This window comes from Bacillus sp. JJ722 (assembly GCF_036963345.1).
GTDB lineage: Bacteria > Bacillota > Bacilli > Bacillales > DSM-1321 > Bacillus_AD.
Genome location: NZ_JBALMO010000104.1, coordinates 53,205 through 70,490, shown reverse-complemented (window position 1 = coordinate 70,490; position 17,286 = coordinate 53,205). Strand labels below are relative to the sequence as shown.

Here is a 17,286-nt window from a genome sequence, read left to right as displayed (position 1 = left end):
GTTGTGCGGTTGCTAATTTTTCTTCAAGTTTGCGAAACCATTTTGGATTAGAGAATATTTCTCCCGTACTCAAAATAGCAAAATCTTTTAGCCCAAAGTCAACACCAACAGAAGAACCTGTTTTTTCTAATGCTTGTACGTCTGTTTCCGCAAGAATGGATACAAAATATTTTCCACTTGGATTTCTTCTAACAGTAGCATTCAAAATACGACCTTCTACTTCCCGACTTTTAGCAAAGCGAACAAGACCAAGTTTAGGTAATTTGATTTTATTCCCTACAACGGCAATATTCCCGTTCGTGTGCTTGGTTGTATAAGACTGTACGCTGTTCTTTCTAGACTTGAATCGTGGTGCTTTATTTTGTTTCCTGAAGAATCGAGTATAGGAATCAGCAGGTTTTTAAGTGATGATTGAATAGCAATACTGTCAACTTCGTTTAACCAAACCAACTCTTTCTTGAGCTGTGTTAGTTGGGCGGAACAAGTGTTGTAAGTTAACCCTTTGCCTGTATCTTTGTAAATATCCATCCATTGTGCCAAAAAGTAATTAAATACAAAACGTGAACAACCGATTGTTTTCGCAATTAGGATTTCTTGGTTTTTGTTTGGATAGATCCGAAACTTATATGCTTTGTTGACTAGCATTGATTTTCACCTCACTTCAAGCCTTGATTTTCAATCTATTTCTTAACTACGTTTATAGGAGAACCACCAGTAGTCAGAAAACAAAATTTTTTCGACTGGTAATATTATCCTACACCAATTATATAATGAGTACGTTAATCATTCAAAAAAAACTTTAAGCTAACGCCTAACCGACATTCATCTCCCACCTATTGTTGGGCTACGCCCTTCACACGATTGAGGAAGGAGTCTTCTGTCGGAAAATGATAAATGGAATATAGTTTGATTGGATATTCAATTAATAAGGGGTGTTGATATGAAGAAGAATAATTATCTAAAGTCTCCAGATTTACTTCCGATTAAAGGAAATGAACGGAATATCGGCATGTTTGGATTTGCAATGATTTGGGTTGGCATGGCGATTGTATTAGCTGCATTTGCCATTGGTGGAGGAGGTATTCAGCACTTACCATTAGGAATGGTTATTCTCGCAACTGTCATAGGATCAGTGGCGATCGGGATATTTATGAGTGTAATCAGCGATATAGGAATTGAGCATGGGCTTTCATTTCCAGTTTATATGAGGGCACCATTTGGAACGATAGGCACTCATATTCCATCTGTGGTCAGGGGGGTAACGGCATCTTGTTGGTTTGGAATTAATACGTACTTTGGAGCCACAGCTATTAACGCTATTTTAAATTTATTATTTGATTTTGATAACTGGCTATTGTGCTTCTTATTATTTGCTGTGCTTCAATTAATCAATACCTCATTGGGTATTAAATCGATTGAACGTTTTGCTGATTTAGCAGCACCCATTATTATTCTCATAGCTTGCTGGATGTATGTTACATTAGCAGACCAAGCTGCAGAACAAGGTAAAAACATATGGTCATGGGTGGAAAGCCCGACTACAGGTGGAGCTGCATTCACGGCATTTATGGTTGTCGTTATGGCTAATATGGGATTCTGGGCTACTTTAGCTGCTGATATGCCTTCTTTATCCAGATTCTTTAAAGCACCGAAACATGAGAGAAACTGGTTTAAACGAAATCGAACTCAACTAATTGGCAACCTGATTGTTATGCCTGTCTTTAATACATTTATGATTATAATTGGAGCCGTATCTTATATAGCTGTTTCAAATGCCGATCCAATTGTTGCTTTACAGGGAGCAGCTAGTGGTTTTATATTAGGCATTTTGTTATTGATGATTGTATTAGCACAATGGTCTACGAATACTTCGGCAAATGTTATTCCAGCGGCTACAATATTCTCTAATGTTGGAGGACCGAAAGTGCCATTTTGGGTAGGTGTAGTTATAGCAGGTATTATTGGGACGCTCGCTCAACCTTGGAGTCTATTCGATTTTTTGAATACAGTATTACTTATTATTGGTGGGATTTTGACTTCCATTGTCGGGATACTTTTTGCAGATTATTATCTTCTTCGAAAGAGACGTGTCAATGTACATGATCTGTATGAATTAAATGGTCAATATAAGTATATGCATGGCTTCAATATGGCAGGAATGATTGCGTGGGTTATAGGAGGAATAATCGCTAACTTATTGCCAGCATATTCTTCTCTTGTTGGATTTGTTGTTGGAGCGATTCTTTATTATGTATTAGCGAAATATTGGTGGTTTAAGAAATACAAACAAAAAGAAATCGAGAATCCTAGTGATGAGAAGTTTTTAGGTATTACAGTAGGTCGTGATTGGGTCATTCAAGTAGATGATGATTTGGAAGTGAATCAAGAGCTAGTTAATGAAAACATTACTTGATAGAGAGGAGTTATTCGAATGTCTGATCATCAATTATATGTACAAGAAAAAAATCGTCTTGATGCATTGTTGGAGCAAGGTTACAAAATAAAAAATGTTATGGAAAATCTTAGTGGTACTTTCGTTGAGTTAGAAAATAGTAATCAGGTTCCTGAAAGATTAGTAAGGATACATCTTACAACAGCCAATGCACGTAAATATTTCTCTGTTAAATTTATTGAACAGTCATCCGTAAAGTGATGGATAGTACAGACAAAGAAGAGAGGAGCTGCAAATACAATGGAAAAGCAAAAGCTGAAAATTAATGGAGAACGTTTGAAACAAACATTAGAGCAATTTGCAGATTTCGGTAGAACAGAGAATAATGGAGTTACTCGATTATCACTATCGGAAGAAGATCGTTTAGTGCGAGATTATTTTTGCTCTTGTTGTGAAGAAATTGGGATGAATGTCAAAATTGATGATATGGGTAATATTTATGCAATCTTAAATGGCGAAGAAAATAAAAAGCCAATCATAATGGGCTCTCATTTAGATTCTGTAAAAAAAGGTGGGCGTTTTGATGGTGTGCTTGGTGTTGTAGCAGGATTAGAAGTTGTTCGTACTTTAATAGAAAATAATATCAAACCAACTCATCCAATCATGGTTGTAAATTTCACAAATGAAGAAGGAGCAAGATTTGAACCATCTATGATGTCATCAGGTGTACTTTGCGGGAAGTTCGATAAATCTACCATGCTACAAAAACAAGATAGCGATGGAGTGACATTCGGAGAAGCGCTAAAGTATAGTGGCTACGCAGGTGATCAAGAATGTCGTTTAAAAGAAGGAGAAGCCTTTTTAGAATTGCATATTGAACAAGGACCTATTCTTGAAAAAGAGAATGTATCCATTGGTGTTGTTGAGTGTGTTGTTGGAATGGTATGTTATGAAATTGAAGTAACTGGTGATTCAGATCATGCTGGTACAACGCCTATGAGCATGAGAAAGGATGCACTTCAAGCTGCGATAAGTGCAATCGCGGAAGTTCGTAATAAACTAGGGAAACTTGATGATGAATTGGTTTACACGTTTGGAAGAATGAATGTCTATCCTAACATCCACACGGTTATTCCGAACAAGGTTGTATTTTCACTGGAAGCTAGACACAAGAATCCGGAAGTCGTAAAACAAGTTGAGCCAATCATTCAAAGCATGAAAGATAGTCCGATGCAAAGTGAGTGTCAAATTCAGATAAAGAAACTTTGGGACAGAGAAACAGTATGGTTTGATCAGCGAGTAGTGAATGCTTTAGAACAATCAGTGGAATCACTAGGTTATTCATATAAGAGAATGGTTAGCGGAGCAGGACATGATGCTCAATTCATCGCAAGCTTCATTCCTACTGCTATGGTATTTGTACCAAGTATCAATGGAAAGAGTCATAGTGAGGATGAACTTACAACGTGGGAAGATTGCACGAACGGAGTGAATATATTATTAGAGACAGTGCTTCGTTTGGTTTAATGGATTTTAACGAATTACCCGAAAGAATTCTCCTTCCTCAAGCGTGTGCAGGGCGATAGCACAACGGTAGGTGGGAAATGAATTTCGGTTTGGTATTAGCCAAAAAGCACTTAACTGTGCTTTTTATTTCCCCATGGTATAATCAGTCTTATAAAACATAAAGGTTGTTATATAAGTGAAGTTAGATAGTAATAATCATTCAGTGTTCTTATTGTACTATCATCTTGTATTAGTTGTGAAATTCAGAAGAAATGTATTTGATGATGATATGTCAGACTATGCAAAAGACATGTTTGTACGGTTATCTGAGAATTACAATATAACATTGGTGGAATGGAATCATGATGTTGACCATGTGCATATCTTGTTCAAGGCACATCCTAATACAGAAATGACAAAATTCATTAATGCATACAAGAGTGCAAGTTCTCGACTGATTAAAAAAGACTTTCCGCAAGTAAAAAAGAAGCTTTGGAAAGAGATGTTTTGGTCAAGAAGTTTTTGCTTACTAACTACTGGTGGTTCACCAATAGACGTAGTAAAGAAGTATATTGAAAATCAAGGTGAAAAGTGAGGTGATATGATATGACAAAGCATAATAAGGCATACAAATTCCGCCTGTATCCAACAGACGACCAAGCACATCTTATACATAAAACGTTTGGTTGTGTACGCTTCGTGTATAACAAAATGTTAGCTGAACGGAAAGAAACATATGAAAAATATAAAGATAACAAGGAAGAACTAAAGAAGAAAAAATTTCCTACTCCTGCAAAATACAAAAAGGAATTTGAATGGTTGAAAGAAGTTGATTCACTAGCTTTGGTAAATGCCCAACTAAACTTGCAAACTGCTTATAAAAATTTCTTTAGTGGTCAAAATGACTTCCCGACTTTCAAAAGTAGAAAAGACAGAAAATCTTATACAACGAATGTAGTAAATGGAAATATTATAATGCTCAATGGTCAGATCAAATTACCAAAACTGAAACTGGTACGTATCAAACAACATAGAGAAATACCACCAGACCATATTATCAAATCATGTACTATTTCCAGGACATCTACCGGAAAGTATTATGCGGCCATCTTGACTGAATACGAAAAAGAGGTTGTACAAAAAGAAGTAGAAACAGTTGTTGGATTAGACTTTGCAATGGAAGGATTATACGTCAGTTCTGAGGATGAGAAAGCCAATTATCCTCGCTTCTATCGTCAAATGTTAGACCAATTAGCAAATGCCCAACGAATATTAGCAAGACGTATGAAAGGTTCTATGCGTTGGAATAAGCAACGTATTCGTGTAGCTAAATTACATGAAAAAATAGCGAACCAACGCAAGAATTTCCTTCATCATAAGTCTAAAGAGTTAGCTGCTACCTTTGATGTTGTTGCTATTGAAGACCTCAACATGAAAGGAATGTCGAAAGCACTTAACTTTGGAAAAAGTGTTGCTGACAATGGTTGGGGTATGTTCACTTCTTTTTTAGCCTATAAACTACACGAACAAGGCAAACAGCTTGTAAAAATAGATAAGTGGTTTCCTTCCACTAAGACTTGTAGTAGTTGTGGCAATGTAAAGGATATGCTAATGTCTATTCGTACTTATGAGTGTTCTTGTGGGCTGACAATGGGCCGTGATTATAACGCAGCTATCAATATCAAAAATGAAGCAATACGCTTATTAGCGTTAGCATAAATAGAACCAAAGAACCTTTGGAACAAGGGTGTTAGCTCGGCAGTCTTAGACTAATTCGTTAGCTACTAAAAGTAACGACTAACCGAGAAGCCCCCACTTCAAACAGTCCGCAAGGACGTTAAGTGGCTGGTAGTTCACAAACAGTTGTTTAGTAGTTTATAATGATTTTTTCTTAAAAATAGTTAAAAATATTACAATAATGTAATTTCTTTCCTTATAATAGAGAGTATACTTTTCTATTTTGGGAGGGAGATGAAGGTTTGAAATCCTATATTACCGTTGAAGATATATTGGGCAGGAAGCATTTTGAAAGAGTCCAAGTGATAGCGGGAAAGGGCGGAATTAACCGCTTGGTGAAATGGGTGCATATCGTTGAAGTGACAAATATTCGAAACCTCTTAAAAGGAAATGAACTCATTCTTTCAACAGCCGTAGCTTGGAAAGAGGATAAGGAACGCTTCATTTCTATATTACAACAATTGATTGAGTCTAATGCTTCTGGACTTTGCATCGAAATTGGTACGTATACTTCACAAATTCCTTCAGAGATTATTGAAATTGCTAATCGTAATAAATTCCCTATCATATTATTTCAACAAGAAGTTCCTTTTGTAGAGATAACTCAAGATATTCATACTCTCCTCATTAACAGACAATACGAAATGATTTCCAAACTGGAAAGTTATTCTGAAGTTCTTAATAAAAAATTATTAACTGTTGAACATGTTGATGAAATTCTCACCTTTGTTCAACAATGTTTACAGCTTACCGTATTAATTACGTACAAAAATAAGGAATTTCAATTTTATCCTGTCATGCATGTAAGTGAACAGGATAAAATTTGGAACGTTTTAAGAGATCCTCATTTATCCAACCCTTCTTATTCAATAGCCAGCAATCCGATAAATGTATTAGGTGAAACGTATGCAGATTTGATATTTCTCTCAAATGAAAGAAAGTTAACAGAATATGATCAACTAATTCTTGATCGGACATCAACAGCGCTCGCACAATTCTTCATTCGAGAGCTCTATGTTGTTGAAAAAAGAAAAGTAGAAGAAACTGAATGGATTTATGGATGGTTGGAAGGTGAACAAAATTCAGAAGAGATTTCTGAATATATCTCATTTCACCTTCCTAAAAGCCAACCAAAGGGAGCAACGGTTTGTTTATTTAAAATCCCATGTGTTGAACTGTTCTCGCAAATTGAATTAACATATTTTAAACTATACTTCAGAGCCATACTTGAACAAAGAGGCTTTTCTTTTTTTTCTATTGAGAAGCGGAATACGATTATATTCATCATTCTGAATGAAAGAAGTAATGACACGTGGAAATATCGTATGAAGGAAAGTATTGTACGCGTGATGGATACCGACTTGAAGCTTGGAAAAAATAAAAAGAAGATATTTATCGGAGTAGGAAAATACGTTGAAAAGATGGAAGACATTCATTTGAGCTATAAAACGGCGATTGAAACAATTTCTATTCAAGACCGTCTATCAAATGTACGTGAGGATTATTTCTACGATGATTTACATATCTTTAGATTAATTTCTCTTTTGAATCGTCATACGGATTTAAAAGAAATTGTTTATGAATATTTAGAGCCTGTCATAAACTATGATGAAAAATATAATGGTAATTTAATTGAAACGCTAAAAACGTATTTATCCTGCCAAGGGTCAAAACAGGAAACAGCGAAGAAATTATACATTGTTAGACAAACCCTGTATCACCGTTTACAGAAAATCGAGTCGTTATTAGGGCATGATTTCATGAACTATGAGAAACGTTTGACGATTGAGTTTATGATTATGTCTTATGAATTTTTAAGATCGTCGCAACAGCTGCTGAAAAAAACGAAATAATGACCTAAAACCCTACTTATTGTGAGTAGGGTTTTCATTTTGTCTGACAACTGTAAGTAGGTATTTAACATTATGTCTAATGAATAATGGCCCTTACTACGCAATAATGGATATTATAGAAAAAGTAGAGGAGGAAAGTAATTTATGGCCGTAATTAATCAAGAAACAGCTGTATTAAAAAACTATATAAATGGTGAATGGGTAGGTTCTAAAAGCGTTTATACGCAAGATGTTCCAAACCCAGCAACCGGTGAAATACTTGTAAAGGTGCCTATTTCTTCTACAGAGGATGTGAATGCTGCTGTAGCTGCCGCTAAGGAAGCATTTAAGACGTGGAAGAATGTACCTGTTCCGAAAAGAGCTAGAATTCTATATAAATATCATTATTTACTAATGGAAAATCATGAAGAATTGGCGAAGCTAGTTGTTCAAGAAAATGGAAAAGCCTATAAAGAAGCATATGGAGAAGTTCAACGAGGCATCGAGTGCGTAGAATTTGCTGCAGGTGCTCCTACTCATATGATGGGAGAAACATTATCGAATATCGCCGAGGATATTGATTCTGAAATGTTCCGATTCCCTCTAGGAGTAGTGGGTGGCATCACACCATTTAACTTTCCGATGATGGTTCCTCTTTGGATGTTCCCTTTAGCCGTGGCATGCGGTAATACATTTGTGTTAAAACCTTCTGAACGAACTCCTATTTTAGCTAACAAACTAGTAGAATTATTTACCCAAGCTGGTGCACCAAAAGGTGTTTTAAATGTAGTACATGGAGCACACGATGTTGTGAATGGTCTCGTCAACCATATTGATGTAAAAGCGATCTCATTTGTTGGCTCACAGCCAGTAGCTAAATATGTTTATGAGAAAGCAGCTGCAAATGGGAAGCGTGTTCAAGCATTATCGGGTGCTAAAAATCATCATATTGTGATGCCGGATGCAGATATGGAAAAAGCCGCTACGAATATCATCAGTTCAGCTTTTGGTAGTGCAGGTCAACGTTGTATGGCTTGCAGTGCAGTTGTTGTAGTGGGTAACGGTGATGCATTTGTACAAAAGTTAAAAGAAAAAGCGGATGAGCTTATCATAGGAAACGGGCTTGATGAATCGGTATTATTGACGCCTGTTATTAGAGAATCGCATTTACAGAAAACGTTAGAGTATATTGATAAAGGCATTTCGGAAGGTGCTAGCTTAATAAGAGATGGACGGAAAGAAAAAGATGAATTAACAGAAGGTACTTTCTTAGGAGCGACGATCTTCGACCATGTGAAGCCAGACATGACTATTGCGAAAGAGGAAATTTTCGCACCGGTATTAAGTTTATTACGAGCAAATGACTTAGATGAAGGTTTGGATTATATTCGTAAATCTCGATTTGGAAATGGTGCAACAATCTATACAAAGGATGCAAGAGCTGTAAGGCAATTTAGAGAGGAAGCTGATGCAGGTATGCTTGGCATCAATGTGGGGGTACCAGCAACGATGGCGTTCTTCCCATTCTCTGGTTGGAAAGACTCGTTCTACGGTGACCTTCATGTGAATGGAAAAGACGGTATTAATTTTTATACACGCAAGAAAATGATTACATCACGATTCGATTATTAAGAAAAAATGCCACTAGTAGAAATGGTTCAACATTCACTGCTAGTGGTTTTTTAGAAAGCAGTTAAAAGGAGGGGAACGAAATGAGTAAAGTACGAGAAGAAATAGATTTATTGGCGAAAGATAAAGAGTATGTATGGCATGGGATGAAGCCGTTTAATCCTGATTCTACCTTGCTTATTGATGAGGCGAGAGGTTCAACCATTATCGATCATCTAGGGAATAAATATGTTGATGCAATGGCTGGATTATGGTGTGTAAATATTGGTTATGGTAGGTCAGAGCTTGCTAAAGCAGCCTACGAACAATTGAAAAAAATGGCTTATTTTCCGATGACGCAAAGCCACGCACCAGCGATTAAACTGGCGGAGAAACTAAATGAGATGTTAAAGGGAGAATATGTGATTTTCTTTTCAAATAGTGGTTCTGAAGCAAATGAAGCAGCTTTTAAAATGGTGCGTCAATACCATCAGCAAAGAGGGAACAATAGTCGATACAAGTTTATCTCAAGATATAGAGCTTATCATGGAAATACAATGGGAGCTCTTGCTGCGACTGGACAATCTGAACGGAAAATTAAGTATGAGCCATTTGCACCAGGATTTATTCACGTATCTCCACCGGACCAATATCGACTGCATGAAGATGATCAGACAAAGCCTAGTGAATTACATTCCGTTCAAGATATTGACCGCGTGATGACATGGGAAATGAGCGAAACGATAGCTGGTGTCATCATGGAGCCAATCATAACGGGAGGTGGTGTTTTAGTTCCTCCAGAAGGATATATGAAAGGTGTAAAAGAAGTTTGTGAAAAGCATGGTGCGTTGCTAATTGTGGATGAAGTAATATGTGGTTTTGGTCGTACGGGCGAGCCTTTTGGCTTTATGAATTATGGTGTAAAGCCGGATATCATTACAATGGCGAAAGGAATAACAAGTGCGTATTTACCACTCTCTGCTACAGCAGTGAAGAAAGAAGTGTATGAGGCATTCAAAGGAACAGAGGAATATGATTATTTCCGTCATGTTAATACGTTCGGCGGAAACCCAGCCGCTTGTGCTCTTGCATTGAAGAACATTGAAATTATGGAAAACGAGCAGCTTTTTGAAAGATCGAAACGAGTGGGAGTAGAGTTGAAGCAACGATTAACTTCTATTTTAAAAGGAAGTCAATATGTTGGTGACGTTCGTGGGAAAGGTTTGCTAATAGGAATTGAACTTGTTCATAATAAGAAAACGAAAGAACCGCTTGATGTTAAGCTCGTGAATAAGGTTATTGGCAGCTGCAAGCAAAAAGGATTGATTATTGGAAAGAACGGAGCGACAGTAGCAGGTTATAACAATGTATTGACGCTAGCTCCACCATTAAGTATTACAGAGGAAGAATTAGATTTCATAATAAAGGTTTTAACGGAAGAAATCCTAGCTTTATAATGCCAGCACATTTCGCTTAAGTAGCGACGATATAAAGTATTATCTATAGAAAAGAAGGGATAACGCTAAAGAATCTATGTTTTTCTTTGGTGTTATCCCTTTTGTGTTGCAGAAAAATTTCTATCATTCTTTCGGTTAAAAATGGTAATAAAATTAATCCGATAGTTTTGAACGGAGATTAATAGGGTAGATGATGAATTAATAACATACCTAAGTTGCTAAATTATCCAACTAGGTTTTTGACACAAGGGGGAAATAGAATGCTGAAATTCGAAGATGTATCCAAAGTATATAGTGGAGGTAAGCGAGCTGTAGACCATATTAGTTTTCACATAAAAAAAGGAGAATTCGTTGTGTTCATTGGTCCTAGTGGTTGTGGGAAAACAACGACAATGAAAATGATTAATCGACTTATTAAACCTACTGAGGGCAAGATTTTCATTAATGGTGAAGATGTTATGAAGAAAGATGTTGTTAAATTAAGACGCTCCATTGGTTATGTAATTCAACAAATTGGTTTGTTTCCTCATATGACTATTCGTGAAAATATTGCATTAGTACCTAAGCTTTTGAAATGGCCTGAAACGAAACGAGTAGCGCGAGCTGAAGAATTGTTGCAGCTTGTGAACATGCCTGAAGAATATTTAGATCGCTATCCTTTCGAATTAAGTGGTGGGCAACAACAGCGTATTGGGGTTTTACGTGCACTTGCTGCTGAGCCGCCGCTTATTTTAATGGACGAACCATTTGGAGCACTTGATCCGATTACGAGAGATTCCTTACAAATCGAGTTTAAAAACTTACAAAAAAGATTAGGGAAAACAATTGTATTCGTTACCCATGATATTGATGAAGCAATTAAGCTTGCGGATCGAATCTTTATTTTACGAGATGGGAAAATTGTTCAACAAGGTACGCCGAATGAAATATTATTGCATCCGGCAAATGAGTTTGTTGAGGATTTCATAGGAAAAGAGCGTCTTAATCAAGCTAAGCAGAATATTCAAACTGTGGGACAAATCATGTTAAATGATCCTGTTACGATTAATAACAATGCGTTATTATCTGACGCTATTCGTTTAATGAGGAAACGTCGAGTCGATTCATTGCTAATTGTGGACTCTAATAAAGTTCTTGTCGGTTATTTAAGTGTTGAAATCATTGAACGAGAACGTCATTTAGAGAAAGTGGTATGTGAAGTAATGAATACAGAAATAGATGCTGCATATGAAGATACGCTCCTACGAGATGCAACTCGTCAAATCTCGATACGTAATCTCAAGTATTTACCTGTCGTCGATCACGAAAACCACTTAAAGGGTATCTTAACAAGAACGAATCTTGTTGATGCCATTTATGAATCTATTTGGGGCAATGAAGATGATCAAGAGAATATACAGTAAGGAGAGAGTAAAATGAATGCGATAATGGATTTTTTCTCGGAATATGGTGGTCAGTTAGTCGTTAAAACCGGTGAGCATTTATTTATATCCTTTACTGCATTAGTACTAGGAATTATTGTCGCTGTCCCATTAGGTATTTGGTTAGCTAATAGAAAGAAGATTGCTAGCTTTGTCATAGGGATTGCTAGTATTGTTCAAACATTTCCTAGCTTAGCAATCTTAGCGTTCTTTATTCCTTTACTTGGTATAGGTAAAATACCTGCGATTGTAGCGTTGTTTTGCTATTCGGTTTTACCCATCTTACGCAATACATATATCGGTGTTAAAGAAGTAAATAAAGATTTAATTGAAGCGGCTCGTGGAATGGGGATGAGCCAATTTGAACGAACTTTCCAAGTGGAATTTCCACTTGCAATTCCCGTTATTATGGCTGGCATTCGTGTGGCAGGTGTGTATTTAATTGGTTGGGCTACTTTAGCTTCCTTTATTGGTGGAGGTGGACTGGGAGACTTTATCTTTGATGGATTAAACTTATTCCGCCCTGATTTAGTACTTGGAGGAGCGATTCCTGTAACTCTCCTAGCACTAGTTCTCGATTTATTACTTACTCGAGTTGAAAATATCGTTACACCAAAAGGGATTCGTAAGCAAAGAGAAATGGTGTAATAGAAAAGGAGTCATGAAAATGTGGAATAAAACAAGGAAATTGTTTCTCGCTATGTTGTGTGTATTAGTTATTAGCGGTTGTTCATTACCTGGTTTAGGTGGAAGCAGTAAAGATGCGATTCGCGTATCAACCATTACTACAACAGAGAGTTCTATTTTAGGTAATATCATTAAATTGATGATTGAGAAGAAGACGGATTTAAAGGTTGAATTAGTAGAAAATCTTGGATCATCAATTGTACAACACCAAGCTTTAACAGATGGACAAGTCGATATTAGTGCTGCGCGATATACAGGCACAGACTTATCAGGAGCGCTTGGCATGGAACCTATAAAAGATCCTGATCAAGCATTAGCCACTGTACAAAAAGAATTTAAAGAACGCTTTAATCAAAAGTGGTATGACTCTTATGGATTCGCTAATACATATGCTTACACTGTTACGCAAGAATTAGCAGAAAAGGAGAACTTAGAAACCGTTTCGGATTTACAAAAAATAGCTGGTGATTTAAAGCTAGGTGTAGATAATTCTTGGCTCAATAGAAAAGGTGATGGTTATCCAGCGTTTGTGAAGGAATATGGCTTTGAGTTTGGCCAAGCCTTTCCGATGCAATTAGGTTTAGTGTACCAAGCAGTTAAAAGTGGAAAAATGGATGTTGTACTTGCTTACAGCACGGACGGTCGCTTAAAAGCATTTAATCTTAAAACGTTAAAAGATGATAAACAATTCTTTCCTCCATACGAATGTTCACCTGTAATACGTGAGGATGTCTTAAAGAAACATCCAGAATTGGACGAAATACTACAATCGCTCGTTGGAAAGATTGATGACAAGACAATGACTGAGCTTAATTATCAAGCTGACGTTATGAAGAAAGAGCCAGCAACAGTTGCGAAAGAATTTTTAGAAAAGAACAATTACTTTGAATAACAATTAGGGGGTGCTAATGTGGATACTTTACAGGAGTTGTTTGTGTACTATACTCAAAACTCAGAATATGTTTTTGATCAGTTTTTAAAACATTTCCTTATGTCTGCTTATGGGGTGATCTTTGCGGCAATCATCGGGATTCCAGTCGGTATTCTTATTGCACGTTATCGAAAGTTAAGTACGTGGGTGTTGTCATTAGCGAATATTATACAAACTATTCCTGCTCTTGCTATGCTGGCTGTGCTTATGCTGGTTATGGGTTTAGGGGCTAATACGGTCGTAATGAGCTTATTCTTATATTCTTTATTACCAATCATTAAGAATACTTATACAGGAATTAATGGAGTAGAAAAACCTGTACTTGAATCGGGCAGAGCGATGGGAATGACAAGATTTCAATTGTTGTTTATGGTTGAAATTCCATTATCGATCTCTGTTGTAATGGCTGGGCTACGTAATGCATTAGTCATTGCTATTGGAGTTGCTACAATTGGTTCCTTTATCGGTGGTGGAGGTCTTGGAGATATTATTATTCGCGGTACTAACGTGACGGATGGTGGAGCAATTATATTAGCTGGAGCAATTCCAACAGCACTGATGGCTGTGCTTGCTGATATCTTAATGGGTTGGTTGGAGAGAAGTTTATCACCAACTAATAATAAAAAGTTACAAAAGAACCATTTAAAAACGACGTAGTAATTATATATAGAAGAAACTTTTCATCTTAGGGTTTATATTTAACTAAAGCTGGATAAAGGATACAGTGATAGGGAAGATTAAAGAGAGTAATTATGTTGATAACAATGTTATTCTCATTTGTTGTGTTTATTATGAGAATATAAATGAGAAAAGGAGAACGATTAGTTGAGGCTTAAAGGGTTATTATAGGGGAACGTATTCTCGGTTATATCATACGGAAAGTGAATTTAATAACGTTTTATGTCTTTGTGTTATTTTTATGGATAAAAAAACCAATAATGTGTCAAATTTGTGAAAGTAATAATTATTATAATCTAGCTGTTGACTAATTGTTTATTAATAATTATTATAAAGAAAGGATAAATACAAATTAACTTCTAGGAGGAAATATATAATGTCATTAATCAATAAAAAAGTTGAAGATTTCAAAGTTCAAGCATACCATGCAGGTGAATTCAAAGAGGTATCATTAGAAGATGTAAAAGGTAAATGGTCTGTATTCTTCTTCTATCCAGCAGATTTCTCATTTGTTTGCCCAACAGAATTAGCTGATATTCAAGATAACTATGAAACATTCAAAGATATGAACTGTGAAGTTTACTCAGTTTCTACTGATACTCATTTTGTACACAAAGGTTGGGCTGATGCTACTGATACAATCGGTAAAATCCAATACCCAATGCTTGCTGACCCAGGTCAAACTCTTTCAAAACAATTTGGTGTTTTAGTTGAAGAAGATGGAGTAGCATTACGTGGAACTTTCATCGTAAACCCTGAAGGAGAAATCAAAGCTTACGAAATCAACGATCTTGGAATCGGACGTAACGCTGAAGAATTAGTACGTAAAGTACAAGCTGCTCAATTCGTTGCAGAGCATGGAGATAAAGTTTGCCCAGCAAAATGGACTCCAGGTGAAGAAACTCTTGAGCCAAGCTTAGACTTAGTAGGTAAAATCTAATTAGTCTATCGTGATTTTTAAATAAAAAACCGTCCTATGAATAGCCTCAGGATTTTCATAGGACGGTAAAACAATAACAGAAGAGGCACTTACCGTTAATAAGTGCCTCTTGTACATTCAAAAATATTGATAAAACGTATTATACAACAAGGAGACCCATTATGACAAACATTTATGACTTAATTATTATCGGCGGTGGTCCTGCAGGTCTTTCAGCGGGTGTCTATGCAGGTCGTGCGAAACTAAAAACGATTATTATTGAAAAAGGTAATGCAGGTGGTCAGGCTGCAACTACTTCTGAAATTGTAAACTATCCTGGTATTCGTAAAACATCAGGTCCAGACTTAATACAAGAAATGAAACTACAAAACGAAGATTTCGGTGTAGAGTTTGTTAAAACAGACGTAACAGACGTTGACTTCTCAGGAGAAGTCAAAATCGTTAAAACAATTAACGGTGAATTTAAAACTCGTTCAGTGATCATTGCAACTGGTGCATCTCCAAGAAAACTTGGATTCCCAGGTGAAGCAGAATTTACAGGACGTGGAGTAGCGTACTGTTCGACATGTGATGGAGAATTCTTCGAAGGCTTAGAAGTATTCGTTATCGGTGCAGGTTTTGCTGCAGCTGAAGAAGCAATCTTCTTAACTCGTTTCGCTACAAAAGTTACAATTATTGCTCGTGAACCTGAATTTACATGCCCTCCAACGATCGCTGATAAAGTATTTGCTAACGATAAGATTGAAGTGAAATTCAACACTGAAATGTTAGGCGTATACGGTGATGGTATGATTCAACGTGCACGTTTCATTAATAACGAAACAAAAGAAGAATGGGAATATGAAGCTAAAGAAGAAGATGGTACATTTGGTGTATTCGTATTCGTTGGTTACCAACCTCAAACGGAAGTTTTCAAAGGTCATATAGAGATGGACCGTTTCGGCTACATTTTAACAGATGATAATATGAAAACAAATATTCCAGGTGTTTATGCCGCTGGTGACTTACGTCCAAAATCATTACGTCAAATCGTTACAGCTGTTGCTGATGGTGCAATTGCTGGAACTGATGCTCAAAAATATGTAGCAGAAGAAAAAGACCGTCTTGGTATTGTTGACGAGCCAGAGGAAGAAAAACCAGCTAAGAAAGAAGAAACAGCAGCTGCTTCTTCAAAAGAAGGTAAAAGTTCTTTATTAAGCGATGCAATGCGTGGCCAACTAAAAGGCATCTTCGCTAAAATAGAAAGCGATGTTACATTAGTATCGATCGTTGATGAAAGCATGCCTAAATCTGTAGAACTACGTGACTTCTTATTAGATGTTGCGGAATTAGGTGATAAGCTTCACCTTGAGCTATACAATAAAGGTGAAAATCCAGAAATGGAAACAAAAATCCATGCTGACAAGTACCCAGTTGTTTCTCTATTAAATGCAAATGGTGAATATAGTGGTGTGAAATATCACGGTGTGCCAGGTGGACATGAGCTTAACTCATTTATTCTGGCAATCTACAATCTTGCAGGCCCAGGACAAGCATTAGATGCAAGTATTTTAGATACTATTAAGTCCATTAATAAGAAAGCAAACATTAAAGTAATGGTTTCCCTTGCATGTCACTACTGCCCAGACGTAGTTGTTGGAGCACAGCGTATCGCAATCGAAAACCCTAATATTGAAGCGGAGATGGTTGATATTAGCCAATTCCAAGACATCAAAAAAGAATATAAAGTAATGAGCGTTCCAGCGATGATTATTAATGATGAACAAGTAGTGTTCGGCGCTAAGAAAATCGATGAGATTGCTGCTTTATTAGTATAATTTGTAAAGACAAGGCATTTAATGCTTTGTCTTTTTTTTCTAATAGATGTTAGGTTTACTTCAAGATCAAATCATAATACAATAAATTGATAACTTTAGGGGCGAATAAGATTTATATTCGCCCCGTTTTCTATTGTTAGTAATGAGAATTTAAAACAAATGAATCATCATAAACTGTTGTGATAAATATCAGATATTTCTGTAGAGAATGAATTATCTTTTATATTGTTATTATTATATAATAATAAAGGTAATTATTTTTCCCGTTCAAACTGGCGCT

At 36.4% G+C, this 17,286-nt stretch carries 14 protein-coding genes and 2 pseudogenes; 14 read left to right on the top strand and 2 right to left on the bottom strand.

Annotated features, from left to right (window positions below):
• Together V7014_RS13925 and V7014_RS13920 are read right to left on the bottom strand one after the other, a co-directional pair.
• Positions 1 to 645: pseudogene (locus tag V7014_RS13925) on the bottom strand (RNA-guided endonuclease TnpB family protein); the annotation flags it as partial.
• A 35-nt stretch (positions 646 to 680) separates the two neighbouring features.
• Positions 681 to 746, bottom strand: a pseudogene (locus V7014_RS13920) (IS200/IS605 family transposase); the annotation flags it as partial.
• A 194-nt stretch (positions 747 to 940) separates the two neighbouring features.
• Here V7014_RS13920 and V7014_RS13915 point away from each other — a divergent pair.
• The 14 genes from V7014_RS13915 (at position 941) to V7014_RS13850 (ending at position 17,006) form a co-directional block, all read left to right on the top strand.
• The gene (locus tag V7014_RS13915; RefSeq protein WP_335508047.1) at positions 941 to 2,413 is read left to right on the top strand and encodes an NCS1 family transporter; all 1,473 of its coding nucleotides are present in this window, start codon (positions 941 to 943) and stop codon (positions 2,411 to 2,413) included.
• An 18-nt stretch (positions 2,414 to 2,431) separates the two neighbouring features.
• Positions 2,432 to 2,653 (top strand): hypothetical protein, encoded by a 222-nt coding sequence (locus tag V7014_RS13910; protein WP_335508046.1) that lies wholly within the window; start codon positions 2,432 to 2,434, stop codon positions 2,651 to 2,653.
• Positions 2,654 to 2,692: 39 nt separating this feature from the next.
• Complete coding sequence (locus V7014_RS13905; RefSeq protein WP_335508045.1) at positions 2,693 to 3,919, top strand: Zn-dependent hydrolase; 1,227 nt, start codon at positions 2,693 to 2,695, stop codon at positions 3,917 to 3,919.
• 175 nt (positions 3,920 to 4,094) lie between these two features.
• Positions 4,095 to 4,493 (top strand): IS200/IS605 family transposase, encoded by a 399-nt coding sequence (gene tnpA, locus V7014_RS13900; protein WP_335508044.1) that lies wholly within the window; start codon positions 4,095 to 4,097, stop codon positions 4,491 to 4,493.
• Positions 4,494 to 4,504: 11 nt separating this feature from the next.
• On the top strand, positions 4,505 to 5,617 hold the full coding sequence (locus V7014_RS13895; protein ID WP_335508043.1) for an RNA-guided endonuclease TnpB family protein: 1,113 nt from the start codon (positions 4,505 to 4,507) through the stop codon (positions 5,615 to 5,617).
• Between the two features lie 260 nt (positions 5,618 to 5,877).
• Positions 5,878 to 7,488, top strand: a complete 1,611-nt coding sequence (locus V7014_RS13890; RefSeq protein WP_335508042.1) for a PucR family transcriptional regulator — start codon at positions 5,878 to 5,880, stop codon at positions 7,486 to 7,488.
• A gap of 144 nt (positions 7,489 to 7,632) precedes the next feature.
• Positions 7,633 to 9,099: a CoA-acylating methylmalonate-semialdehyde dehydrogenase gene (locus V7014_RS13885; protein ID WP_335508041.1), complete on the top strand. Its 1,467-nt coding sequence runs from the start codon at positions 7,633 to 7,635 to the stop codon at positions 9,097 to 9,099.
• Positions 9,100 to 9,179: 80 nt separating this feature from the next.
• The gene (locus tag V7014_RS13880; RefSeq protein ID WP_335508040.1) at positions 9,180 to 10,532 is read left to right on the top strand and encodes an aspartate aminotransferase family protein; all 1,353 of its coding nucleotides are present in this window, start codon (positions 9,180 to 9,182) and stop codon (positions 10,530 to 10,532) included.
• Between the two features lie 260 nt (positions 10,533 to 10,792).
• Positions 10,793 to 11,935 (top strand): ABC transporter ATP-binding protein, encoded by a 1,143-nt coding sequence (locus V7014_RS13875; RefSeq protein WP_335508039.1) that lies wholly within the window; start codon positions 10,793 to 10,795, stop codon positions 11,933 to 11,935.
• A gap of 12 nt (positions 11,936 to 11,947) precedes the next feature.
• Positions 11,948 to 12,601, top strand: a complete 654-nt coding sequence (locus V7014_RS13870) for an ABC transporter permease (RefSeq protein ID WP_335508038.1) — start codon at positions 11,948 to 11,950, stop codon at positions 12,599 to 12,601.
• 13 nt (positions 12,602 to 12,614) lie between these two features.
• Positions 12,615 to 13,532, top strand: a complete 918-nt coding sequence (locus tag V7014_RS13865) for an osmoprotectant ABC transporter substrate-binding protein (protein WP_438824920.1) — start codon at positions 12,615 to 12,617, stop codon at positions 13,530 to 13,532.
• Between the two features lie 18 nt (positions 13,533 to 13,550).
• Positions 13,551 to 14,228, top strand: coding sequence for an ABC transporter permease (locus tag V7014_RS13860; RefSeq protein ID WP_335508036.1), 678 nt, complete (start codon positions 13,551 to 13,553; stop codon positions 14,226 to 14,228).
• Positions 14,229 to 14,625: 397 nt separating this feature from the next.
• Positions 14,626 to 15,189: an alkyl hydroperoxide reductase subunit C gene (ahpC, locus tag V7014_RS13855; RefSeq protein ID WP_335508035.1), complete on the top strand. Its 564-nt coding sequence runs from the start codon at positions 14,626 to 14,628 to the stop codon at positions 15,187 to 15,189.
• A 161-nt stretch (positions 15,190 to 15,350) separates the two neighbouring features.
• Positions 15,351 to 17,006, top strand: a complete 1,656-nt coding sequence (locus tag V7014_RS13850; protein WP_335508034.1) for an FAD-dependent oxidoreductase — start codon at positions 15,351 to 15,353, stop codon at positions 17,004 to 17,006.
• Positions 17,007 to 17,286: the final 280 nt, after the last annotated feature.

Coding starts and splice junctions, on each gene's coding strand:
- V7014_RS13915 (WP_335508047.1), top strand. CDS start 941: ATGAAGAAGAATAATTATCTAAAGTCTCCAGATTTACTTCCGATTAAA.
- V7014_RS13905 (WP_335508045.1), top strand. CDS start 2,693: ATGGAAAAGCAAAAGCTGAAAATTAATGGAGAACGTTTGAAACAAACA.
- V7014_RS13875 (WP_335508039.1), top strand. CDS start 10,793: ATGCTGAAATTCGAAGATGTATCCAAAGTATATAGTGGAGGTAAGCGA.
- V7014_RS13885 (WP_335508041.1), top strand. CDS start 7,633: ATGGCCGTAATTAATCAAGAAACAGCTGTATTAAAAAACTATATAAAT.
- V7014_RS13870 (WP_335508038.1), top strand. CDS start 11,948: ATGAATGCGATAATGGATTTTTTCTCGGAATATGGTGGTCAGTTAGTC.
- V7014_RS13910 (WP_335508046.1), top strand. CDS start 2,432: ATGTCTGATCATCAATTATATGTACAAGAAAAAAATCGTCTTGATGCA.
- ahpC (WP_335508035.1), top strand. CDS start 14,626: ATGTCATTAATCAATAAAAAAGTTGAAGATTTCAAAGTTCAAGCATAC.
- V7014_RS13895 (WP_335508043.1), top strand. CDS start 4,505: ATGACAAAGCATAATAAGGCATACAAATTCCGCCTGTATCCAACAGAC.
- V7014_RS13880 (WP_335508040.1), top strand. CDS start 9,180: ATGAGTAAAGTACGAGAAGAAATAGATTTATTGGCGAAAGATAAAGAG.
- V7014_RS13865 (WP_438824920.1), top strand. CDS start 12,615: ATGAAAATGTGGAATAAAACAAGGAAATTGTTTCTCGCTATGTTGTGT.
- V7014_RS13850 (WP_335508034.1), top strand. CDS start 15,351: ATGACAAACATTTATGACTTAATTATTATCGGCGGTGGTCCTGCAGGT.